The organism is Streptomyces sp. SID12488 (genome assembly GCF_010548275.1).
GTDB lineage: Bacteria > Actinomycetota > Actinomycetes > Streptomycetales > Streptomycetaceae > Streptomyces.
Genome location: NZ_JAAGLT010000004.1, coordinates 196,449 through 219,233 on the forward strand (window position 1 = coordinate 196,449; position 22,785 = coordinate 219,233).

Here is a 22,785-nt window from a genome sequence, read left to right on the forward strand (position 1 = left end):
GTGACCGCCTACGAGCCCCAGCCTCCAGGGACGCCCGGCGCCGACGGCTACGACGCCGTCGTGCTCGCGGGCGGGGCCGCCAGGCGGCTCGGCGGCGCCGACAAGCCCGGCGTACGGGTGGGTGGGCGCGCGCTGCTCGACCGGGTGCTCGCCGCCTGCGCCGACGCCGGCGCCACCGTGGTCGTGGCCGGCCCCCGGCCCACCGCACGGCCCGTCACCTGGGCCCACGAGGACCCGCCGGGCGGCGGACCCGTCGCCGCACTCGACGCGGGCCTGCGACACACCGGCGCCGAGCATGTCGTCGTACTCTCCGCCGATCTCCCGTTCCTCGGACCGGCGACGGTACGGCGGCTGCTCGACGCCCTGCGGACAAGTGGCGCCGAGGGCGCGCTGCTCACCGACACCGACGGCCGGGACCAGCCCCTCGTGGCCGCGTACCGGGCGTCCGCGCTGCGCCGGGAGCTGGGCGCTCTCGCCCTCGACCACGGCGGCGTCACCGGTCTGCCGCTGCGCCGGCTGACCGCCGCGCTCGAACTCACCCGTGTGTCCGACCCCGTCGCGTCCTTCGACTGCGACACCTGGGACGACATCGCCGCCGCCAGAGCACGCATCAGGGAGCATGGGCACGTGTTGGACGAATGGATTTCCGCAGCCAAGGACGAACTGGGCATCGACCTGGACGTCGACACCGACCTCCTCCTGGATCTCGCCCGCGACGCCGCGCACTCAGTGGCCAGGCCGGCCGCCCCTCTGACGACGTTCCTCGTCGGGTACGCGGCGGGCCGGGCCGGGGGAGGCCCGGAGGCGGTCGCCGAGGCCACCCGCAAGGCGGTCGCCCTCGCGCTGCGCTGGGCGGACGAGGCAGCGGCGGACGCGAAGTCCGCAGCCGCCGAGCCCGGTGCGGGCAAGGCCCCGGACAACCGCCCGGACGCCGGATGACCGCCCGCAGTGACCTGGACGACCTCGGCGCCGAGGAGGCGCTCGCCCTCGTGAACGAAGGCAACGGCAACGGCAACGGACGTGGCAGCAGGAGACAGGGGGACGGGCCGAGCCCTGCGGGCGCCGCGGTACCGGCACCCTTCGGGGCGGGCGTCTACGACGTGGACGCCGACACCGACAGTCCCGGCACCAACCCGGCCGCCACCCATGCCCCCGCCGCCGAGCGCCCCCGGGCCACCCCCTGGCCCCAGGCCCGGGCCATCGCCGAGCGCGCCGCCCGCCGGGTCCCCCGTACCGCCTCGGCCCCCGTCTCCGTCCCCCTCGACGCCGCCCTCGGCCTGGTCCTCGCCGCCCCTCTCGCAGCCCTCACCGACCTCCCCTCCTTCGACACGTCCGCGATGGACGGCTGGGCGGTGGCAGGCCCCGGCCCCTGGGACGTGCGTGAGGCCGGTGTGCTCGCCGGGCACGCGCAGCCCGAGCCGCTCACCGACGGCGAGGCGGTACGGATCGCGACGGGTGCCCGTATCCCGTACGACACGAGCGCCGTACTGCGCAGCGAGCACGGCCGCACCGACGACAAGGGTCGGCTGCACGCCATCCGCGAGATGAGTCACGGCCAGGACATCCGGCCGCGCGGCCAGGAGTGCCGCTGCGGCGACCAACTGCTGCCCACCGGCACCTTCGTGACCCCGGCCGTGCTCGGACTCGCGGCAGCCGCCGGGTACGACACCCTTGCCGTGATCCCCCGGCCCCGGGCCGAAGTCCTCGTCCTGGGCGACGAGTTGCTCACCGAGGGACTGCCGCACGACGGTCTGATCCGGGACGCGCTCGGCCCGATGCTGCCGCCCTGGCTGCGCGCGCTGGGCGCCGACGTCATCGCCGTACGCAGGCTCGGGGACGACGCCGAGGCGCTCTACGCGGCCCTGAAGGACTCCCCCGCCGAGATCGTCGTCACCACCGGAGGCACCGCTGCCGGACCCGTCGACCATGTCCACCCCACCCTGCGCCGCCTCGGCGCCGAACTGCTCGTGCACGGCGTGCAGGTGCGCCCTGGCCACCCCATGCTGCTGGCCCGGCTGAAGGAGAACCAGCACCTCGTCGGGCTGCCCGGCAACCCGCTGGCCGCCGTCTCCGGGCTGCTCACCCTCGCCGAGCCCCTGCTGCGGACCCTCGCGGGCCGGGCCGCGCCCGAGCCGTACACGCTGCCACTCAAGGACGAGGTGCACGGGCACCCGCACGACACCCGGCTCGTCCCCGTCGTCCTGCGCGGCGACCGGGCCGTGCCGCTGCACTACAACGGGCCGGCCATGCTGCGCGGCATCGCGGCGGCCGAGGCTCTCGCGGTCGTACCGCCGGGCGGCGCACGAGCCGGCCAGGAACTGGAACTGCTCGACCTGCCCTGGGCGGCAGCCACCGAAGCCGGGGAGTGTTTCACGTGAAACATTCGGACCGGAACGGCACCCGACTCAGCGGCAATGGAGGATGTTTCACGTGAAACTGCCGGGCCATGACGCCATCGCCCGCCAGGCGGACGAGCACCTGATGACTTATCGGGTCAAACTTCCCCGGACCGTGGTGGAGCGGCCGATCCGACAGGTCGGCAAGCGCGTCGCCATGGCACTGCTGGTGCTGGTCGGGACCGCACTCATCGTCTATGCCGACCACGACGGCTACAGCGACAACGCCGACGGTTCCGTCGGCCTTCTCGACTCCTTCTACTACGCCACCGTCACCCTCTCCACCACCGGATACGGCGACATCGCGCCCGTCAGTGACGCCGCCCGGTTCACCAACATCTTCGTCATCACCCCGCTGCGCGTGCTCTTCCTGATCATCCTGGTCGGCACGACTCTCGAAGTCCTCACGGAACGCACACGGGATGAGTGGCGCCAGAACCGCTGGAGGGCAGCCTTGCGAGAGCACACCGTTGTCATCGGGTTCGGGACCAAGGGGCGGTCGGCTGTGCAGACCGTCTGTGTCACCGGACTGAAGAAGGAACAGGTCGTGGTCGTCGACCCCAGTGCCAAGGCCGTGGACGCGGCCACCGCCGAGGGGTACGCCGGAGTGGTTGGCGATGCCACCCGCAGCGACGTACTGCTGCGGGCCGAGGTGCAGAAGGCGCGGCAGATCATCATCGCCACCCAGCGCGACGACACGGCCGTGCTCGTCACGCTGACGGCCCGGCAGCTCAACCGCACGGCGAAGATCGTGGTCGCCGTGCGCGAGGAGGAGAACGCGCCGCTGCTCAAGCAGTCCGGCGCCGACGCCGTCATCACGAGTGCGAGCGCGGCCGGTCGCCTGCTCGGGCTGTCGGTGCTCAGCCCTGCCGCCGGCATGGTCATGGAGGACCTCATCCAGCAGGGCAGCGGGCTCGACATCGTCGAACGGCCGGTCATAAAGTCCGAGGTGGGCAAGGGGCCGCGCGAGACGGACGACCTGGTGGTGAGCGTCGTACGAGGGCATCGCGTGCTGGGTTACGACGATCCGTCCATCGGGCAGCTTCAGGTGGCCGACCGGCTCATCACCATCGTGCGAGCGTCGCCGGGCGCGCATGTGGCACCCGACGCCCGCCCGATCCGCGAGCACTGAACTTGTATCGCCTCGCTGACTACTTGCGGTTGTAGAGCCGCATAGTCACGGGCCCGAAGACCAGCACCAGCAGGCCCGCCCACCCCAGCGACCAGGCGATCTCGGCGGCCGGCCACTCGCCGGCCATCAGCTCCCGCACCGCCGACGACACATGCGTGATCGGGCTGTTGTTGACGAAGGCCTGGAGCCAGCCGGGCATGGTGCGCGGGTCGACGAAGACGTTCGACAGGAAGGTCAGCGGGAAGATCACCATCATGCTGACGCCCATCACCGACTTCTCCGTGCGCAGCAGCAGGCCGAACATCGTCCAGATCCACGAGAAGGCGAAGGAGAAGACCAGGAGGAGGGCGATGCCGGCGACCACGCCCACCACTCCGCCGTCCGGACGGTAACCCAGGATGATGCCGACCGTCAGCATCACCACCGACGCCATGGTGTACCGCAGGGCGTCGCCGAGGAGATAGCCGACCATCACCGCCGGCCGCCAGATCGGCAGCGTACGGAAGCGGTCGAAGACGCCCTTCTCGATGTCCGTGTTGACCGAGACGCCCGTGTACATCGTGATCATCACGACCGACATCACCAGGATGCCCGGCAGCAGGAACTGGATGTACTCGCGCGGGGAGCCTGCCAGCGCGCCCCCGAACAGGTACGTGTACATCAGCACCATCATGATCGGGAACGCGGTGACGTCGAAGAGCTGCTCAGGGACGTGCTTGATCTTGAGGATCGCGCGCCAGCCGAAGGTCAGGGACGCCGAGAGCGCGCTGGGGCGCGGCGGCCGGTCCTTGCTGATGAGCAGCGCGGCGAGCGACTCGGCACTGACGGGGGCCAGTTCCTTCTCGGTGGTGGTCGCGGTGCTCATGCCGCCGCCTCGCCTTCAGTGGAGCCGACTGTGGAGTCAGCCGGGGAGTCGGCTTGTGTGTCGTGTCCGGTGAGGGCGAGGAAGACCTCGTCCAGGCTGGGCTGTCCCAGGGAGAAGTTGTCGACGGTGATGCCGCGCCGGGCCAGTTCGCCGAGCGCGCGGGCCGCCTGCTCGGCCGCGTTGTCTCCGGCCGACGACCCGACGCGGGCCGTCAGCGCCACCGGGTCGGGCTCGCGCTGCACGGTCGCGTCGAGGGCCAGCCGCAGCACCTCCTCCGCCTCGGGCCGCTGGGCCGGATCGCGCAGCCGCAGATGGACGGACCCGGCGCCGACGGACGCCTTCAGTTCGCCCTTCGTGCCCTCCGCGATCACCTTGCCCTTGTCGATGATGGCGATCCGGGACGCCAGCTGGTCGGCCTCGTCCAGGTACTGCGTGGTCAGCAGCACTGTCGTGCCCTGGGCGACCACCGCGCGCACGATGTCCCACACCTGGTTGCGGCTGCGCGGGTCGAGCCCGGTCGTCGGCTCGTCCAGGAAGAGCAGGTCGGGCGTGTTGAGGATGGACGCGGCGATGTCGATACGGCGCCGCATACCGCCCGAGTAGTGCTTGACCTGCTTCGCTGCCGCGTCCGTGAGCCCGAAGGCCTCCAGGAGCTGGGCGGCGCGCTCGCGGGCGGTCCGTTTGTGGTGGCCGAGGAGCCGGCCGAGCAGCACCAGGTTCTCGGTGCCGGTGAGATCCTCGTCCACGGACGCGTACTGGCCGGTCAGGCTCACCCTGCCGCGTACGGTGTCGGCCTCGCGCACCACGTCGTGGCCGAAGACGTGTGCCTCGCCGCCGTCCGGCCTGAGCAGGGTGGCGAGCATCTTCACGGTGGTTGTCTTGCCGGCGCCGTTCGGCCCGAGGACTCCGTAGACCGTGCCGGTGGGCACCGCGAGGTCGACGCCGTCGACGGCCCGGGTCTCGCCGAACGTCTTCACCAGCCCCGCGGTCTCGATAGCGAGGTCGGGCGCCTCGGCCGCCCAGCCCGCTCTGGCTGCCTGTGGGCTCATGTTCGGGGTCCTTCCGGAGTCCTTGCGCGTACGGGGTTACGCAGAGGGAGACCGCCGGCCGGCCGGAAACTCATCGCTCGCGCGACCGCACGTCTGTCCACGGTCCCTCCGCCGGACCCGGACCGCACCTCGTTCATGCCGGAACGGGGAGTAGCGTCCCCTCATGCATGCGATCACGATTCCCGAACCCGGAGGGCCCGAGGCGCTGGTGTGGGCCGAGGTCCCCGATCCCGTGCCCGGTGAGGGCGAGGTGCTGGTCGAGGTGGTGGCCGGCGCCGTCAACCGCGCCGACATCCTGCAACGCCAGGGCTTCTACAACCCGCCGCCCGGTGCCTCCCCGTACCCCGGCCTGGAGTGTTCGGGGCGGATCGCGGAGATCGGGCCCGGAGTGTCCGGCTGGTCCGTCGGCGACGAGATGTGCGCACTGCTCGCCGGCGGCGGTTACGCGACGAAGGTCGCCGTGCCGGCCGGGCAGCTGCTGCCCGTGCCCGAGGGCATCGACCTGAAGCGGGCCGCGGCGCTGCCCGAGGTGGCCTGCACGGTCTGGTCGAACGTCTTCATGATCTCCCACCTCCGTCCCGGCGAGACCTTCCTCGTGCACGGCGGCTCCAGCGGTATCGGCACCATGGCCATTCAGCTCGCCAAGGCGGTCGGCGCCAGGGTCGCTGTCACGGCCGGGACGAAGGAGAAGCTCGACCGGTGCGCCGAGCTGGGCGCCGACATCCTCGTCAACTACCGCGAGCAGGACTTCGTCGAGGAGCTGAAGCAGGCCACCGGCGGTGCCGGCGCCGACGTCATCCTCGACAACATGGGCGGCAAGTACCTGGACCGCAATGTCCGCGCCCTCGCCGTCAACGGACGGCTCGCGATCATCGGCATGCAGGGCGGCGTCAAGGCCGAACTGAACATCGGGGCGCTCCTCACCAAGCGGGCCGCGATCAGCGCGACCTCGCTGCGCGCCCGGCCGCTCGCCGAGAAGACGGCGATCGTGGCCGCAGTACGCGAGCACGTCTGGCCGTTGCTCGCCGCCGGTCAGGTGCGGCCGGTCGTCGACCGCGAAATCCCGATGGGCGACGCGGCGGCGGCCCACCGGATCGTGGAGGAGAGCGGGCACGTGGGGAAGGTGCTGCTGGTCGTCCCGTAGCGGGGCGCCCTCGCCGGTCACGTCCTGCGTACGCGCAGCCGCAGCGTGAGCAGGGCGAGGCCCAGGCCGAGGCCGATCAGGACCAGCCCGCTGCCGAGCGGCAGTATCCGCAATACCGGCCCGGAGACCGTGCCGGAGACCGTGCCGGGCAGGGCGTCGGCGTCCCGCGGCCCGTCCGGCACCGAGGTGGGCTCGGGGACGGGCACACCCTCCTCGTACGCCGCCTCGTCGGGCGGCGCGGACTCCGGCCGCCCGGGACGCTCCCGGCCCTCACCCGCCGGGCTCCCGGCCCGGGAGGCGTCGGGGGCGGGCCGGGCGGCGTGAGCGATGTTGCCGTACGACGATGTCGTGCCGTGCGGGGAGGAACCGAGAGGGCAGGCGGCGAGCGTGGGGGCCGCCAGAGCCAGCAGGATGCCGCAGGTACGAAGGGCGCGGAGCCGTGTAGTCATGTCGGTGGCCTCCTCCCGCTGCGGAGTCGCCGGTCGCCGGTCACCCGTCCCGGGGTTCGACGGAACCAGCCTCACACGCGCTCGCCCGTCCGGCATCCCGGACGAAGAGAGCCGGGCCGGACCCACCGGCCGCAGCCGCGACCTGGTGCGAGAGAATGACGGAATGGAGATGCCGAGGAACGACAGGTCACCGGAGAACCCCCAGATCCTGGTCGTTGGCCAGGACGGGATGGCTCTCGGCGGCGGCGGTGACGACGACTCCCGCGAGATCCCGGTGACGGACATGGTGGAGCAGCCCGCCAAGGTCATGAGGATCGGCAGCATGATCAAACAGCTGCTGGAAGAGGTACGCGCGGCCCCTCTCGACGAGGCGAGCCGGGTCCGGCTCAAGAGGATCCACGCCAGCTCGGTGAAGGAGCTGGAGGACGGTCTCGCGCCGGAGCTGGTCGACGAGCTGGAGCGGCTGTCCCTGCCGTTCACGGACGAGGCGATTCCCAGCGACGCCGAACTGCGGATCGCGCAGGCCCAGTTGGTGGGCTGGCTGGAGGGTCTCTTCCACGGGATCCAGACCGCCCTGTTCGCCCAGCAGATGGCCGCGCGGGCCCAGCTGGAGCAGATGCGCCGCGCGCTGCCGCCGGGTGTCGGCGGCCACGAGGGCGAGGACGACCCGCGTACAGGTGGACGTACGGGCGGGCCGTACCTCTAGTCCGTCCTCCAGCCCGTCGGTCCGCCCCAGATCTCATGGAGTGGGGCCCGGTGGCCGACCGACCGGCTGCCGGGCGCCGCTCCATGAACGACCGTCGGCTCAGGACGACGGGTAGCCCGTCGACACCTTCAGTTCGATCACCGGCATGTTCTCCGGGTCGACGTCCTCGCCCGCGGAGGGGAACTGGTCCGTGACCTGGTCCTTGCCGAACGTGTTCTCGTCGTAGGGCGTTTCATTCATCCGCCAGCCGGCCGCCTGGAAACAGAGCTTTACCGAGGCCAGGTTCTTGTAGCGGAAGTCGGGCAGCTGGATCTTGTCCGGGTCGGTGTACGACTCCCGCGCCTCCGAGCACTCCTCCGCGTCGATCGTCTTGCTCGGGTCCGGCCCCTTGTACCCCGATCCGGATCCCGTCCCCGTCCCCGCCGTCCGCGAGACCGAGGCACTCGGCGTGCCGCCGCCGGTCCCGCCGCCGTTGTCGTTGTCCTTCCCGCCCAGGTTCAGGGCCAGGAGCAGTCCGCCGACGGCGACGAGGGAGACGACGACCGAGCCCACGATCACCGGGGTGTTGCTCTTCCGCCCCCCTCCGGAGGCGGCCGGGAGTGTGTGCTGCGGCTCGTACGGGCCGGGCGTCCGGTACGCGGCCTGCTGCGGATAGCCGTACGCCGGAGCCGGTGTCTGCGGGGGCGTGTGCACAGCTGCGTACGCCGAGGCCGGAGTGGTGCCGTACGGATTCGCGGGGTGCGGGTGCGGTGTCGGCTGGTACGGGGTCTGTACGGAGCCGTGCGGGGCCGGGGTCGCCTGGTCGACCGGCGGGAACACCGCGGAGGCGACGCCCGTGCCGCTCTGCGCCGGGGCGCCCGGGACGATGTTCGGGGCGGCCGGGTGGAGGGAGGCGGCCACGCGCAGGCACTCCTCGCGCATCGCGTCGGCGCTCGGGAAACGCTCGTTCGGGTTCTTCTTCAGCGCGCGGGCGACGAGCGCGTCCACCGCCGGGGGCAGCGCGCTGTTGACCGACGAGGGGGCGACCGGCTGCTCCTGGACATGCGCGTACGCGATCGCAAGCGGTGAGTCGGCGTTGAACGGCAGCCGGCCGGTGACCAGCTGGAACAGCATGATGCCGACCGAGTAGAGGTCGGAGCGGGCGTCCACGGCCCGGCCCAGCGCCTGCTCCGGGGAGAGGTACTGCGGGGTGCCGACGACCATGCCGGTCTGCGTCATCGACGTGACGCCCGACTGCATGGCGCGGGCGATGCCGAAGTCCATGACCTTGACGACACCGCGCTTGGTCGTCATCACGTTGCCCGGCTTGATGTCCCGGTGGACCAGGCCCATCTCGTGGCTGATCTCCAGGGCCGCCAGCACATCCGCGGTGATCTTCAGCGCCTTGTCGGCGGGCATCGCCCCGAACTGCTGTATGTCCGCGTCGAGAACGGAGCCGAGCGGCTGCCCCTCGACGTACTCCATGACGATGTACGGGGTCATCGTCCCCGCCACATCGTCCTCGCCGGTGTCGAAGACCGAGACGATGTTCGTGTGCGTGAGCTTGGCCACTGCCTGGGCCTCGCGGCGGAAACGCTCACGGAAGGCCTGCTCACGGCCCAGTTCGGTGTGCAGCGTCTTGATCGCGACCTGCCGGTCCAGGACCGAGTCGTACGCGAGGTGCACCGAGGCCATGCCGCCCTCGCCGAGCAGATCGCGCAGTTGGTAGCGCCCGCCGGCGAGCGCGTGCCCCGCGTACCGGCCGTGTGCGCCGTCCTGGCTCATGTCTCCGCGTCCCCCGAACTTTTCCACAGCCGCACGTGATCGACTGGCTGATTCCGGGCCAAGTCTGCCGGAGGGCACTGACACGTCAAGCGCGGTGCCCGTTCCGTGACCGTACGGGAAGGAAGCGTCGCGGAAGCGTTACAGGGGCTGTTCGGACGAGGTACGGGATTTGCACGCCGATACCCGCAACGGGTTTGATAACCGGTCCGCCCGGGACTCGTACCCGGATTCGTCCCGGAGCTCCTCCGGGATCGCCTCCCGGATCGGAGGCTTGCGTGGAGGCTGTAGCGTGGCCGACGGAGACCGTAACAACACCGCGCGCACCGCGGGCAGAAACGACGGCGAGGACTGATGGCACAGCAGCGCGCTCAGGGCCCGTCCGACCCCGAGGCGGCTGGCGGCGGTATGTCAGACGCGCCTGAGCTGTGGGGCAACGGCGGACTGGTGGGGGACGGCCGGTACCGGCTCACCCACAGACTCGGCCGGGGTGGCATGGCCGAGGTGTTCGCCGCCGAGGACGTGCGCCTCGGGCGGACCGTCGCGATCAAACTGCTCCGCGCCGACCTCGCCGAGGACCCGATCTCCAAGGCCCGCTTCACGCGCGAGGCCCAGGCGGTGGCCGGACTCAACCACCACTCGATCGTCGCCGTGTACGACTCCGGCGAGGACTACGTGGGCGGTCAGTCCGTGCCGTACATCGTGATGGAGATCGTCGAGGGGCGCACCATCCGTGACCTCCTCATCAACGCCGAGGCGCCCGGGCCCGAGCAGGCCCTGATCATCGTCTCTGGGGTGCTGGAAGCGCTTGCCTATTCGCATCAGCACGGCATCGTGCACCGCGACATCAAGCCCGCCAACGTGATCATCACGCACGGTGGCGCCGTGAAGGTGATGGACTTCGGCATCGCCCGCGCGCTGCACGGGGCGTCGACGACGATGACGCAGACCGGCATGGTCATGGGCACGCCCCAGTACCTCTCCCCGGAACAGGCCCTCGGCAAGGCCGTCGACCACCGCTCCGACCTGTACGCCACCGGCTGTCTGCTGTACGAACTCCTCGCGCTGCGGCCCCCGTTCACCGGCGAGACCCCGCTTTCCGTGGTCTACCAGCACGTCCAGGACATTCCGGTGCCCCCGTCCGAGGTCTCGGACGTGGCGCCGCCGGAGCTCGACGGGCTCGTCATGCGTTCCCTCGCCAAGGATCCGGACGACCGCTTCCAGACCGCCGAGGAGATGCGCGGGCTGATCCAGTACGGCCTGCAGATGCTGTACGACCAGGGCGGCCACACGGGCACCTGGAACACCGGGCCCGTGGACATGCACGACGGCCGGCACACCCCCTCGGGGGGCTTCGCCGGCACCGCGGTGATGAACCACCCGGGCGACCAGTCCGGCACCACCCAGATCCCCCAGCAGATCCTGCCCGCCGGGTACGGCGGCGGGGACGACGGCGGCTTCGAGGGGCACGGCAACCGGAGCGGCCGGAGCAAGCTGTGGATACTGGCGTTCTTCGCCGTGATCGCCATCGCGGCGGGCGTCGCCCTGGCCCTGCAGAACGGCAATGGCACGGGCGGCGACACCGGCACCTCGGAGTCGCCGGCCACCTCTCAGTCCGCGACGGCCGACGAGACCACGGCGAGCCCGAGCGACGAGCCCTCCGAAGAGCCGTCGAACACCGCCACGGACGACAGCAGTGGCTCGGACGGAGGGTCCCAGTGGACGCCGTCGGCCACGCCGTCGTTCACAAAGTCCCCGACCCCCTCCACCGAGCCGTCGCCCAGTCCGTCGGACGTGGAGACGAGCGCGGTGCCGTCGGTCACCGCGTCCCAACCGTCGGACCCGGTGACTCCCTCGTCGGAGACGTCGGGCGACACCGGAGAGGGAGACGGCGGTACGGAGGGCGGGGGCACCACCCCCTGACCCGCCGACCGCCTCGCCGGGTGAACGAACCGGCGGCCGGTTGACGTAAAGCAGCCTCCACGCGCGCGTGCGGCCCGAAGAGGGCTTCACGCGCGCGTGCCGTTTACCGGGGGCTCGGCGGCCGGCCCCCGGCGGGTGTCAGCCCACGAACGCCTCGCACACCGCGTCGTACTCGCGCGTCCACCACACCGCGAGCGCCGAGGCGGCCGGGAACTGGGAGTCGGCGCGGGTGTCCCCCCGTTCGTAGTGCCAGCGCAGCATCCAGAAGTCGTTCAGGCGCTCCCACCACACCCGGTGCACGGCGGCGGCCAGTTCGGAGGGCGTGGCCCCTGCCGTACGCCGGTACGCGCGCGCGTAGGCCCGTGCCTTGGGCAGGTCGAGCGTGCCGGTGGGCCGTACGAAGAAGATCGCGGCGCCACGTACGGCCTCCTCCGCACGGGGCTGCACACCGAGCCGGTCCCAGTCGACGATCGCGGCCGGGGCGTCCCCCTTGTAGAGCAGGTTGAACGGGTGGAAGTCCCCGTGCACCCAGCCCACCGAGCCGCCCGGCGGGGGCCGCCGGTCCGCGTGCTGCTCCAGCAGAGCCCGCCGTTCCAGGAGCCGGTGGCGGGCCAGTTCGTCGAAGGCGTCGGTGGGTTGGTGGCGGCGTACGTGGGCCAGGAGCTCGTCGATGAGCGCGAAGGTGTCGGCGGGGTCGGCAGAGGGGGCGGGTGGGGTCTCGGCGAGGCTGTTGGAACCGGTCGGACGCGGCTGCGGCTGCGGCCGACCGGCGGGGTGGTTGGGGTGGTTGGGACGGTGGGCGTCGGCTGAGTGTGGAGGCTCGGCCGGGGCGGAAGGCTTCGCGGAGGCTCCGGCAGGAGTGGCGGCCTCGCTCCGCCCGGGGGTCCCGTTGTGTCGGCCGGCGTCCCGGTGGTGGACGGCTTCGCTCGGTCGGCCGGGTTCTCCTTGGCGGGCGCCGCCGCCGGAGCCGCACTGGCCGGCGGGCCGTCCTCGATCGGCGTCCTCCCCCCGACCCGCGGTGAGTCCCCACGCGGCGGCGCCCTCCCGGACGGCGGTCAGATCCCGGCCCGAGGTGCCTTCCCGGCCTCCGGCCCTCTCCCGGGCTGCTGTCAGGTCCCGTGGGGCGGTCAGGTCCCGTCGGACGGTCAGGTGCCGTCCGTCGGCCTCGCCCTCATGCTCGCCCCCGCCCCGCTCGCCAGGTGCTCGGCATCGGGTCGGCATCACCCGTTCCAGGCTCGCGTGGACCACGCCCAGCAGAGCGCCCAGCCTGCCGCACTGGCCGGTGCTGAGCTGGCCGCCGTGACGGTGGCGGCCGTCGACCCAGGGGTGCAGGGCGTAGGCGTGGCCGCCGACGACGGCGACCGTACGTCCGTCGCGGCCGGGCAGGGGCGGGGCCACCGGGACGCCGAGGTCCGCGAGGCGCTGGGTCGCCCGGTGCTGACGGGCGATCGCGGCGGGGTCGGCGGTCTCGGGGTCGAAGTGGTGCTTGAGGAAGTAGTGGCCGCGGGTGGTGGCGAGCCGGTAGCCGCGGTTCAGCAGCCCCTGGTCGACGGGGTCGCAGGTCAGCGCGGACCCGGCGGCGTACTGGCGGAGGAGGGCGCCCAGCGGGGGCGCATGGGACGCAAGGGGTGGTACAGATGAGCGCGGCACGCGCCAGATGGTAGGGCACGAGCCGGGCGCGTGAGCGGGGCGCTTGTCACAGGCAGTCACAGGCGACCGCGTAAAGTCACGGGGAGTCGGTTTCGATCACGGAGTGCACCGTCGCGAACTGGGGTTCGACCCGGAGGTAGACGGGATCGAAGGGAACGCCGTCCACGGAGCGCGGTGCGGGACCGAACCGGTCGAGCTCGGCGGCGGTCGGCTCGACGGCGGCGCACTCCCCGACGACCTGCACGGACCACGACCGGCTCCGCGCGGACGGAACATCCGCGCCGTACGCGACGACACCGCCCACGCACGCCCGGTGGTACCCGTGCCCCCGGTGCAGGCGCAGCAGGACCCGGCCGTCCACGACGATGTGCCGGGCGGACGCCAGGAAGGGCAACGCGCGCATGCTGGTCGCGACCCGGCCGTGCTCGACCCGGCCGAGGAGATCGGCGGCGCGCTGTTCGTCGGTCGGCATGCACTCAGGTTGCGCGCCCCGAGGGCGGGCACACCAGGGGCGCTCGCCCCGAGAAGAGGGGCCTTAGGTCCCGATTCGGGGGTTCACCCCTCAAAAACCCCGCCGCCGGCCCTGTTGCTCCGCCTGCGTCCGTGCCACGTACGCCGCCGCCTGGGAGCGCCTCTGCATGCCCAGTTTGGACAGCAGCCCGGACACGTAGTTCTTGATCGTCTTCTCGGCCAGGTGCAGCCGTTCGCCGATCTCGCGGTTGGTGAGCCCCTCGCCGATCAGGTCGAGGATCCGGCGTTCCTGCTCGGTGAGGTTCGCGAGCCGCTCGTCGCCCTGCTCACCGGTGTCCGCGCCGCCGCCGCGCAGCCGCTGCATGACGCGGGCGGTCGCGACCGGGTCGAGCAGGGACCTGCCCGCGGCGACTTCCCGTACGGCCGCCAGTAGTTCATGTCCGCGGATGGCCTTCAGGACGTACCCGGAGGCGCCCGCCATGATGGCGTCGAAGAGGGCCTCGTCGTCGGCGAACGAGGTCAGCATCAGGCACTTGACCCCCGCGTCCCGGGAGCGGATCTCGCGGCACACCTCGACGCCGCTGCCGTCCGGGAGCCGGACGTCCAGAACGGCCACGTCCGGGCGGGTGGCCGGGATCCGGGCCAGCGCCTCCGCCGCCGTACCGGCCTCGCCGATCACCTCGATGTCGTCCTCGACCGAGAGCAGTTCGCGGACTCCCCGGCGGACGACTTCATGGTCGTCGAGGAGAAATACGGTGATTTTTCCGTCTTCGGGCACGCGGACAGTCTCACACACCGGCTCTTCCCGTGAGCTGGGTGAGCGGGATAACGTGCCGTTGTTCCGGCCCCCTGCAAGGCTGTGACCAGGGTCCCTTCCCGACTTACTCAATTTACTTGGATTTCCAAGCAAAATGGCAGGTCAGGGGGGTTTCATAGAAATATGACGCACTGGGTAACGTGATCCTTGCGGGACGCTCGCCGGGGCGCCTGTCACGCCTGTCCCGGCCGAGCGGCACCCACCCCGTGCACGGGTATCGGGTACAGGTGACCGCACTGGTTACCCGGCAACCCCGGGGCCGGACCGACGGAGGAGTACACGTGACCGTGGAGAGCACTGCCGCGCGCAAACCGCGACGCAGCGCCGGAAGCAAGACCGGTACCACCCGCACCACCCCCCAGAGCGCCGACGCACCGGTCGCAGACGCACCGGCCGCCGACGCGCCTGCCACGGCCGCGAAGCGCGTCACCGCCAAACGCGCCGCCACGAAGAAGGCACCCGTGAAGACGCCCGTGAAGCCGGCCGGGACGGGCGCCGATCCGGACCTCGTCCAGCTGCTGACCCCCGAGGGCAGGCGCGTAAAGAACGCCGCCTACGACCCGTACGTCGCCTCCGTCACCTCCGACGAACTGCGCGGCCTGTACCGGGACATGGTGCTGACCCGCCGTTTCGACGCCGAGGCCACCGCCCTCCAGCGCCAGGGCGAGCTGGGCCTGTGGGCCTCGCTGCTCGGCCAGGAGGCCGCCCAGATCGGCTCCGGCCGCGCCACCCGCCCCGACGACTACGTCTTCCCGACCTACCGCGAGCACGGTGTCGCCTGGTGCCGGGACGTCGACCCGACGAACCTGCTGGGCATGTTCCGCGGTGTGAACAACGGCGGCTGGGACCCCAACAGCAACAACTTCCACCTCTACACGATCGTCATCGGCTCGCAGACCCTGCACGCCACCGGCTACGCGATGGGCGTGGCCAAGGACGGCGCCGACTCGGCGGTCATCGCGTACTTCGGGGACGGCGCCTCCAGCCAGGGCGACGTCGCCGAGTCCTTCACCTTCGCCTCGGTCTACAACGCCCCCGTGGTGTTCTTCTGCCAGAACAACCAGTGGGCCATCTCCGAGCCGACCGAGCGCCAGACCCGCGTCCCGCTCTACCAGCGCGCGCAGGGCTACGGCTTCCCCGGCGTACGGGTGGACGGCAACGACGTGCTGGCCGTCCTCGCGGTGACGAGGTGGGCCCTGGAGCGGGCCCGCCGCGGCGAGGGCCCCACGCTGGTCGAGGCGTTCACGTACCGCATGGGTGACCACACCACCTCCGACGACGCGTCCCGCTACCGCCACGACGACGAGCGGGTGGCCTGGGAGGCGAAGGACCCGATCGCCCGTCTGCGTACGTACCTGGAGGCCTCAAACCACGCGGATGAGGGATTTTTCGCGGAACTGGAGGCCGAGAGCGAGTCGTTGGGCAGGCGAGTACGCGAAGTGGTCCGTGCCATGCCGGACCCGGACCCCTTCGCGATGTTCGAGCACACCTACGCCGACGGGCACGCGCTCGTGGACGAGGAACGGGCCCAGTTCGCCGCCTACCAGGCGTCGTTCGCTGATGTGGAGGGGGCATGACCATGGCGGCTGAGACAGTGGCTTCGAAAGACATGGCTTCGAAAAGCGTGACGTCGAAGAGCATGGCCCTGGCCAAGGCGATCAACGAGTCGTTGCGCAAGGCCCTGGAGTCGGACCCCAAGGTCCTGATCATGGGTGAGGACGTCGGCAAGCTCGGCGGTGTCTTCCGGGTCACCGACGGTCTGCAGAAGGACTTCGGCGAGGACCGCGTCATCGACACCCCGCTCGCCGAGTCGGGCATCGTCGGCACGGCCATCGGCCTCGCCCTGCGCGGCTACCGCCCCGTGGTGGAGATCCAGTTCGACGGCTTCGTCTTCCCGGCGTACGACCAGATCGTCACCCAGCTCGCGAAGATGCACGCACGCGCGTTGGGCAAGATCAAGCTCCCGATCGTCATCCGCATCCCGTACGGCGGCGGCATCGGCGCGGTCGAGCACCACTCGGAGTCCCCGGAGGCGCTCTTCGCGCATGTGGCGGGCCTCAAGGTGGTGTCCCCGGCCAACGCGTCGGACGCGTACTGGATGATGCAGCAGGCCATCCAGAGCAACGACCCGGTGATCTTCTTCGAGCCGAAGCGGCGCTACTGGGACAAGGCCGAGGTCGATGTCGAGGCCATCCCGGGCCCGCTGCACAAGGCCGAGGTGGTCCGCGTGGGAACCGACCTCACCCTCGCCGCCTACGGCCCGATGGTGAAGCTGTGCCTGGAGGTCGCCAACGCTGCTGCCGAGGAGGGCCGGTCCCTGGAGGTCCTCGACCTCCGGTCGGTCTCCCCGCTCGACTTCGACACCGTCCAGGCCTCGGTCGAGAAGACCCGCCGCCTGGTCGTGGTGCACGAGGCACCGGTGTTCTTCGGCTCGGGCGCGGAGATCGCCGCCCGGATCACGGAGCGCTGTTTCTACCACCTGGAGGCCCCGGTGCTCAGGGTCGGCGGCTACCACGCCCCGTATCCGCCGGCGCGCCTCGAGGACGAGTACCTACCGAGCCTGGACCGGGTGCTCGACGCTGTCGACCGCTCGCTGGCGTACTGAGGAGAGGGACGTGACGACGATGACTGACGCGTCCGTTCGCGAGTTCAAGATGCCCGACGTGGGCGAGGGACTCACCGAGGCCGAGATCCTCAAGTGGTATGTCAAGCCGGGCGACACGGTCACCGACGGGCAGGTGGTGTGCGAGGTCGAGACCGCCAAGGCGGCCGTCGAACTGCCCATCCCGTACGACGGTGTCGTGCGCTCGCTCCACTTCCCCGAGGGCACGACGGTCGACGTGGGTATGTCGATCATCGCGGTGGACGTGACCGGCGGGGCCGGGGCCGCGGTGGAGGCCCAGACCCCCGTTGCCGCCGAGGCTCCCGAGGAGGCGAAGCCGCCGACCCGCCAGCCGGTCCTGGTGGGCTACGGCGTGTCCGTCTCCTCGACCAAGCGCCGCCCCCGCAAGGGCGCCGAGGTCCCGGCCCAGGAGGTCGCGGCGGCGGTCCAGCAGGAGCTGAACGGCCACAGCGGGCGCCCGGAGGCGAACGGCCACGGCGGCCACAGCGCCCTCACCGGCCTGTCGGGCCTGCCCGGCCAGGCTGTCCTGGCCCCGGTGGCCGGGCGCCCGCTCGCCAAGCCGCCGGTGCGCAAGCTCGCCAAGGATCTCGGCGTCGACCTGACGACGGTGATCCCGTCGGGCCCCGACGGCGTCATCACGCGCGAGGACGTGCACGCCGCGGTGGCCCCGGCCGCCCCCGAGCCGGTGCGCACGACGCCGGTCGCCCCGGCGATCCCGGCGCCGGCCGCCACGTACGACGGCACGCGGGAGACGCGTGTCCCGGTCAAGGGCGTACGGAAGGCGACCGCGGCGGCGATGATCGGCTCGGCGTTCACGGCGCCGCATGTCACGGAGTTCGTGACGGTGGATGTGACGCGGACGCTGAAGCTGGTGGAGGAGCTCAAGGGGGCCCCCGACTCGTACGGGTTGGCGGGTCTGCGGGTGAACCCGCTGCTCCTGATCGCCAAGGCCCTGCTGGTCGCGATCAAGCGCCATCCGGACATCAACGCGTCCTGGGACGAGGCGAACCAGGAGATCGTGCTCAAGCACTACGTCAACCTGGGCATCGCGGCGGCCACCCCGCGTGGCCTGATCGTCCCGAACATCAAGGACGCCCACGACAAGACGCTCCCGCAACTGGCGGAGGAGCTCGGTGAGTTGGTGTCCACGGCGCGGGAGGGCCGGACCTCGCCGGCGGCCATGCAGGGCGGCACGGTGACGATCACGAACGTCGGCGTCTTCGGTGTCGACACGGGCACGCCGATCCTGCCTCCCGGCGAGGCCGCGATCCTCGCGGTCGGCTCGATAAAGCTCAAGCCGTGGGTCCACAAGGGCAAGGTAAAGCCCCGCCAGGTGACGACCCTGGCCCTCTCCTTCGACCACCGGCTGGTGGACGGGGAGCTGGGCTCCAAGGTGCTGGCGGACGTGGCGGCGATCCTGGAACAGCCGAAGAAGCTCATCACCTGGGCATAGAAAACGGCCACAAAAATTGGGGGCCTGCCGCGCCGAGCGCGGCAGGCCCCCAATTTTCAGCTACTGGATGTCAGCCCAGGCGTGCGAAGCCGTAGTTCATCAGCTTCTTCGCGTCCGCCGTGCGGTTGGCGACCGAGGTGGAGGCGAGAACCGTGCCGATGACCGTCTTGCCGTTGCGGGTCGCGGCGAAGACCAGGCAGTACTTGGCCTGCGGGCCCGAGCCGGTCTTGATGCCGATGGTGCCGGCGTAGCCGGACAGCAGCGGCTTGTTGGTGTTCTCCCACGTCATCCAGCGGGTGCCGCCGGACTTGGTGGTGACCTTCTCCTTGAAGTTCTGCTTCGCCACGACCGCGCGGAAGGCGCCGCTCTTCATGGCGTTGCTGGCGAGCTTCGTCAGGTCCTTCGGCGTCGAGTAGTTCGCGCCGTTGCCGATGCCGTCGAAGCTGTCGAACTTGGTGTTCGTCATGCCGAGGGTCCGGGCCGTGCTGTTCATCTTGCCGATGAACGACTTCACCCGGGCGGCACGCGTCGTACCGGTGCCGAACTTGTCCGCGAGCGCGTAGGCGGCGTCGCAGCCCGACGGCAGCATGAGCCCGTACAGCAGCTGGCGGACGGTGACCTTGTCGCCGACGATCAGGCCGGCCGAGGAGGCGGTGTTGGCGACGATGTAGTCGCTGTACGCCTTCTGGATCGTGACCTTGGCGTTGAGGTTCAGGTTCGCCGATGACAGCACGACCTTCGCCGTCATTATCTTCGTGGTGGAACCGGTGGACAGCTTGGTGTTCTCAGCCTTGCCGTACAGCTTCGTACCGTTGGCGTTGTTCATCAGATAGCCGCCCTTGGCGACGATCGTCGGAACGGCGGGAGCTGCCTGAGCGGGCGCCGCGGTGAGCGCTCCGGTCGCGAGTACGGTGCCGGTGGTGACCACCACAGCTACGGCTCTACGAAAGCGGGTGCCCTGGATGCCGGTTATCAACTTCAATACCCCGATTACGTCTGGATCGTCCGAATGTCCCTGGAGGGCGGCCGAGTTGGCCCAATAGCCGGAACGCCGCTCTCTTGTGACTCGTAACTAGCACAGTAGGTTGTGCGCGTGCTGAGGCGGGTTCCCCGATTTTCCCTTTCCAAGAGACGTCGTACAGATGTGCGTGGTTCCCGCGTCCCTTCCGGAAGTTGAACTGTTGTCCGCGCGCTGAGTCACGCCCCGAACGGGGATCGGTCCGCGAGGTCGGTCCATATGGCGGACGGCCGCCCTCATGCGTACGTGATGTATCTATGCTGTGGGCATGACCAGCCTGGCCGTGCAGCACGTGAAGCAACCTCCCGCCGCCGAACGCGTCTACGCCCACGTCAAAGAGGGTGTCCTGGACCGCCGTTACGAGGGCGGGACCCTGCTCACCGAAGGCGAACTGGCCGAGGCCGTCGGGGTGTCCCGCACGCCGGTGCGCGAGGCGCTGCTGCGTCTGGAGGCCGAGGGGCTGATCAAGCTCTACCCGAAGAAGGGCGCGCTCGTCCTGCCCGTCTCCGCGCAGGAGATCGCGGACGTCGTCGAGACCCGGCAACTGGTCGAGGAGCACACCGTCCGCAAGGCGGTGCCCGCCTCGCCCCGGCTCCTCGCCCGGCTCACCGAACTGCTCGAACGGCAGCGAGAGCAGGCCGCCGCCGGTGACCTCGCGGGCGCCGCCGTGACCGACCGCTGCTTCCACGCCGAGATCGTCCGCAGCGGAGGCAACGAGATCCTCTCCCGGCTGTACGACCAACTGCGCGACCGGCAGCTGAGGATGGGCGTCGCCGTCATGCACGCCCACCCCGACCGCATCACCAAGACGCTCGTCGAGCACCAGGAGATCCTCGACGCGCTGCGCTCGGGCGACCCGGAGGCGGCGGTCGCGATCGTGCACCGGCATGTCAGCTGGTTCTCCAACCTGGCGCGGGGCGAGGTCCGATGAGCTCCAGGCCCATTGCCGCCACCGGTTCCGGTTCGCTGCCCGGCGATCCTCCCGGCGGTCGCCGTGCCGTCCTCGTCTGGTCCGTCGGCGTCTCGGTCTACTTCGTCGCCGTCATCTTCCGTACGTCACTGGGGGTGGCGGGGCTCGACGCCGCCGACCGTTTCCACGTGGGCGCGTCCGCCCTGTCCACCTTCTCGATCCTCCAGCTCCTCGTCTACGCGGGCATGCAGATACCGGTCGGTCTGCTCGTCGACCGGCTCGGCACGAAGAAAGTGCTGGCCATCGGCGCGGTGCTGTTCACGGCCGGGCAACTGGGCTTCGCGTTCTCCCCCTCGTACGGCACGGCCCTCGCCTCCCGCGCGCTGCTCGGCTGCGGTGACGCGATGACGTTCATCAGCGTGCTGCGGCTGGGGTCCCGGTGGTTCCCGGCGCGGCGCGGGCCGATGATCGCCCAGCTCGCGGGGCTGGCCGGGATGGCGGGCAACCTCGTCTCGACGCTGGTCCTGGCCCGGCTGCTGCACGGCGTCGGGTGGACGGCGGCCTTCGCGGGCAGCGCGGTCGCGGGCGTGGTCGTGCTCGTGCTGATGCTCGTGTTCCTCAGGGATCACCCGGAGGGGCACGAGCCGGAGCCGTTCCCGCACCAGGGAGCCGCGTATGTGCGCCGGCAGATCGCCGCCTCGTGGCGTGAGCCCGGGACGCGGCTCGGACTGTGGGTGCACTTCACCACCCAGTTCCCGGCGATGGTTTTCCTGCTGCTGTGGGGCCTGCCGTTCCTCGTCGAGGCACAGGGGCTGACCCGGGCGACGGCTGGGGAGTTGCTCACCCTGGTCGTGCTGTCGAACATGGTGATCGGTCTGGTGTACGGCCAGGTCGTCGCCCGGCACCACACTGCGCGGCTGCCGCTGGCGCTGGGCACGGTGGGCGCCACGGCGGTGATGTGGGCGGTGACGCTCGCCTACCCGGCGGTGGCCGGCGCCGACCACGCCCCGATGTGGCTGCTGGTGCTGCTGTGCACGGTGCTGGGTGCCTGCGGGCCCGCCTCGATGCTCGGGTTCGACTTCGCCCGGCCCGCGAATCCGCCCGAGCGTCAGGGGACGGCTTCGGGGATCACCAACATGGGCGGGTTCGTCGCCTCGATGACGACGCTGTTCGCGGTCGGTGTGCTGCTGGACGCGACCGGGGACAACTACGCCGTCGCGTTCTCGTTCGTGTTCCTGTTGCAGGGGGTTGGCGTCAGCCAGATCCTGCGGTTGCGGAAGCGGGCCGCTCTGCGGGAGTCGGAGCGGTTGGTTGTGAGCAGGGTGTCGACAGTGCACGTTCCGGTGTAGGTGCGGGGTGTTGGTGTGGGCGTCTCTGGGGGCTGCCGCCCCCAGGCCCCCGCTGTCGGCCCTGAAGGGGCCTCGTCCTCAAACGCCGGACGGGCTGAAATGGGCTGGGATTGGCCGACCCGGTGCTGAAAAGTGCTGCTACGGCGTCACCGCGAAGTGGCGCAGGATCGCTCCCGTGAGGCCCGGGTCGCCCTCCGTCTTGATGCGGTCGGCGACCGCTTCCGGGGTCACCCGGCCGCAGGCCAGGCGGAAGTAGGTCTCCCAGTCGAGGGCGAAGCTGGCGGCGGGGCCGAGGGCCGGGGACGTTTCCAGGGTGCCGCGGCCGTTGATGTCGACGCGGATCGTGCGCAGGAACTCGACGGGACCGTGCACGTCGAAGACGATCGCCGAGCTGCGCGGCGCCCCCGCGTCCTTGGCGACGACCTTCGGCAGCGCGCCGAGCAGCATGTCCCGCGCGATGTACGCGCCGGGCGAGTCCAGGTTGCCGGGTCGGCCGACGGCGGTACGCAGGTCCTGTTCGTGCACCCACACGTCGAACGCCCGGTTGCGCATGAGGTCCACGAGGGCGGTCTCCCGGCCGTAGAGGCCGCGGATCATCGTCCCCGGTTCCCGTGACTCGTTGCGCAGCTGGCGGTTGCGGCGGATGACCGTGTACTCCAGCTCGGACGTCATCTCGGGGGACGTGTGGTGCCGCCGTACGTCGACCTGCATCTCCGTGTACCGCTGCTGCTCGTTGGCGACGTGGTAGAGGTCGCGCGGGAGCGTGTGGATGGGGCGCGGGTCGCCGAGCATCTCGCACTCCATGCCGATGACATGGGAGACCACGTCACGGACCGACCAGCCTGGGCACGGCGTCCGGCGGTTCCACTCACCCTCCACGAGCGGTGACACCAGCTCGGATATCGCGTCGATGGAGTGGGTCCAGGCGTCGGCGTAGGGCTGGAGAGTGGGATGCAGACTCACGGAACGGGACCCCTCGGGCGGTCGGTACGCGGGCAGTGGTGACGGCGGATGACGGCGGGTGTCGACGGCGTTGTCGGCGGTGCTACCAGTGTCGGTGTCGCTATCA

The 22,785-nt window shown here is 70.9% G+C and carries 20 protein-coding genes; 11 read left to right on the plus strand and 9 right to left on the minus strand.

Features of this window, described 5'->3' with window-relative positions:
* From G3I56_RS09040 to G3I56_RS09050, 3 genes are read left to right on the plus strand one after another with little or no spacing between them, the layout of a single operon-like run.
* Positions 1 to 939, plus strand: coding sequence for a molybdenum cofactor guanylyltransferase (locus G3I56_RS09040; protein WP_164408363.1), 939 nt, complete (start codon positions 1 to 3; stop codon positions 937 to 939).
* A complete protein-coding gene (locus tag G3I56_RS09045) occupies positions 936 to 2,378 on the plus strand; it encodes a molybdopterin molybdotransferase MoeA (protein ID WP_164408364.1) in 1,443 nt (480 codons plus the stop codon). The genes G3I56_RS09040 and G3I56_RS09045 overlap by 4 nt, the downstream gene beginning before the upstream one ends.
* Positions 2,379 to 2,421: 43 nt before the next feature.
* Positions 2,422 to 3,528 carry a potassium channel family protein gene (locus G3I56_RS09050; protein WP_164408365.1) on the plus strand — a complete coding sequence of 369 codons (1,107 nt, stop codon included), beginning with the start codon at positions 2,422 to 2,424 and terminating at the stop codon, positions 3,526 to 3,528.
* A gap of 19 nt (positions 3,529 to 3,547) precedes the next feature.
* Here the strand turns inward: G3I56_RS09050 and G3I56_RS09055 are convergent, their stop codons facing one another.
* The gene (locus G3I56_RS09055; protein ID WP_164408366.1) at positions 3,548 to 4,393 is read right to left on the minus strand and encodes an ABC transporter permease; all 846 of its coding nucleotides are present in this window, start codon (positions 4,391 to 4,393) and stop codon (positions 3,548 to 3,550) included.
* Positions 4,390 to 5,442: an ATP-binding cassette domain-containing protein gene (locus tag G3I56_RS09060; RefSeq protein ID WP_164408367.1), complete on the minus strand. Its 1,053-nt coding sequence runs from the start codon at positions 5,440 to 5,442 to the stop codon at positions 4,390 to 4,392. The genes G3I56_RS09055 and G3I56_RS09060 overlap by 4 nt, the downstream gene beginning before the upstream one ends.
* 163 nt (positions 5,443 to 5,605) lie before the next feature.
* On the opposite strand from G3I56_RS09060, the gene G3I56_RS09065 reads away from it, so the two are divergent.
* Positions 5,606 to 6,586 (plus strand): NAD(P)H-quinone oxidoreductase, encoded by a 981-nt coding sequence (locus tag G3I56_RS09065; protein ID WP_164408368.1) that lies wholly within the window; start codon positions 5,606 to 5,608, stop codon positions 6,584 to 6,586.
* Between the two features lie 17 nt (positions 6,587 to 6,603).
* On the opposite strand, the gene G3I56_RS09070 is transcribed toward G3I56_RS09065, so the two are convergent.
* Positions 6,604 to 7,035: a hypothetical protein gene (locus tag G3I56_RS09070; protein ID WP_164408369.1), complete on the minus strand. Its 432-nt coding sequence runs from the start codon at positions 7,033 to 7,035 to the stop codon at positions 6,604 to 6,606.
* 163 nt (positions 7,036 to 7,198) lie between these two features.
* Here G3I56_RS09070 and G3I56_RS09075 point away from each other — a divergent pair, with 163 nt between their 5' ends.
* Positions 7,199 to 7,741 (plus strand): bacterial proteasome activator family protein, encoded by a 543-nt coding sequence (locus G3I56_RS09075; RefSeq protein WP_164408370.1) that lies wholly within the window; start codon positions 7,199 to 7,201, stop codon positions 7,739 to 7,741.
* 99 nt (positions 7,742 to 7,840) lie between these two features.
* On the opposite strand, the gene G3I56_RS09080 is transcribed toward G3I56_RS09075, so the two are convergent.
* The gene (locus G3I56_RS09080) at positions 7,841 to 9,505 is read right to left on the minus strand and encodes a Stk1 family PASTA domain-containing Ser/Thr kinase (protein WP_164408371.1); all 1,665 of its coding nucleotides are present in this window, start codon (positions 9,503 to 9,505) and stop codon (positions 7,841 to 7,843) included.
* A gap of 348 nt (positions 9,506 to 9,853) precedes the next feature.
* Here G3I56_RS09080 and G3I56_RS09085 point away from each other — a divergent pair, with 348 nt between their 5' ends.
* The gene (locus G3I56_RS09085) at positions 9,854 to 11,425 is read left to right on the plus strand and encodes a protein kinase (RefSeq protein WP_164408521.1); all 1,572 of its coding nucleotides are present in this window, start codon (positions 9,854 to 9,856) and stop codon (positions 11,423 to 11,425) included.
* Between the two features lie 138 nt (positions 11,426 to 11,563).
* Here the strand turns inward: G3I56_RS09085 and G3I56_RS09090 are convergent, their stop codons facing one another.
* The 3 genes from G3I56_RS09090 to G3I56_RS09100 all read right to left on the minus strand — a co-directional run bounded on the left by G3I56_RS09090 (position 11,564) and on the right by G3I56_RS09100 (position 14,324).
* On the minus strand, positions 11,564 to 13,075 hold the full coding sequence (locus G3I56_RS09090) for a phosphotransferase (protein WP_343239905.1): 1,512 nt from the start codon (positions 13,073 to 13,075) through the stop codon (positions 11,564 to 11,566).
* 76 nt (positions 13,076 to 13,151) lie between these two features.
* Positions 13,152 to 13,547, minus strand: coding sequence for a pyridoxamine 5'-phosphate oxidase family protein (locus G3I56_RS09095; RefSeq protein WP_164408372.1), 396 nt, complete (start codon positions 13,545 to 13,547; stop codon positions 13,152 to 13,154).
* A 90-nt stretch (positions 13,548 to 13,637) separates the two neighbouring features.
* A complete protein-coding gene (locus tag G3I56_RS09100; protein ID WP_164408373.1) occupies positions 13,638 to 14,324 on the minus strand; it encodes a response regulator transcription factor in 687 nt (228 codons plus the stop codon).
* A gap of 320 nt (positions 14,325 to 14,644) precedes the next feature.
* Here G3I56_RS09100 and pdhA point away from each other — a divergent pair, with 320 nt between their 5' ends.
* From pdhA to G3I56_RS09115, 3 genes are read left to right on the plus strand one after another with little or no spacing between them, the layout of a single operon-like run.
* Positions 14,645 to 15,940 (plus strand): pyruvate dehydrogenase (acetyl-transferring) E1 component subunit alpha, encoded by a 1,296-nt coding sequence (pdhA, locus tag G3I56_RS09105; RefSeq protein WP_164408523.1) that lies wholly within the window; start codon positions 14,645 to 14,647, stop codon positions 15,938 to 15,940.
* A 32-nt stretch (positions 15,941 to 15,972) separates the two neighbouring features.
* Entirely contained in the window at positions 15,973 to 16,968 is a 996-nt protein-coding gene (locus G3I56_RS09110; protein ID WP_164408374.1) for an alpha-ketoacid dehydrogenase subunit beta, read from the plus strand.
* Between the two features lie 10 nt (positions 16,969 to 16,978).
* Positions 16,979 to 18,439, plus strand: a complete 1,461-nt coding sequence (locus G3I56_RS09115; RefSeq protein WP_164408375.1) for a dihydrolipoamide acetyltransferase family protein — start codon at positions 16,979 to 16,981, stop codon at positions 18,437 to 18,439.
* A gap of 70 nt (positions 18,440 to 18,509) precedes the next feature.
* On the opposite strand, the gene G3I56_RS09120 is transcribed toward G3I56_RS09115, so the two are convergent.
* Positions 18,510 to 19,415 carry a D-alanyl-D-alanine carboxypeptidase gene (locus G3I56_RS09120; RefSeq protein ID WP_164408524.1) on the minus strand — a complete coding sequence of 302 codons (906 nt, stop codon included), beginning with the start codon at positions 19,413 to 19,415 and terminating at the stop codon, positions 18,510 to 18,512.
* A 310-nt stretch (positions 19,416 to 19,725) separates the two neighbouring features.
* On the opposite strand from G3I56_RS09120, the gene G3I56_RS09125 reads away from it, so the two are divergent.
* Positions 19,726 to 20,388 (plus strand): GntR family transcriptional regulator, encoded by a 663-nt coding sequence (locus G3I56_RS09125; RefSeq protein ID WP_164312105.1) that lies wholly within the window; start codon positions 19,726 to 19,728, stop codon positions 20,386 to 20,388.
* Positions 20,385 to 21,716, plus strand: a complete 1,332-nt coding sequence (locus G3I56_RS09130; protein WP_164408376.1) for an MFS transporter — start codon at positions 20,385 to 20,387, stop codon at positions 21,714 to 21,716. Before G3I56_RS09125 ends, G3I56_RS09130 begins: the two co-directional genes overlap by 4 nt.
* 138 nt (positions 21,717 to 21,854) lie before the next feature.
* Here the strand turns inward: G3I56_RS09130 and G3I56_RS09135 are convergent, their stop codons facing one another.
* The gene (locus tag G3I56_RS09135) at positions 21,855 to 22,679 is read right to left on the minus strand and encodes a maleylpyruvate isomerase family mycothiol-dependent enzyme (RefSeq protein WP_164408377.1); all 825 of its coding nucleotides are present in this window, start codon (positions 22,677 to 22,679) and stop codon (positions 21,855 to 21,857) included.
* Between the last annotated feature and the right edge of the window lie 106 nt (positions 22,680 to 22,785).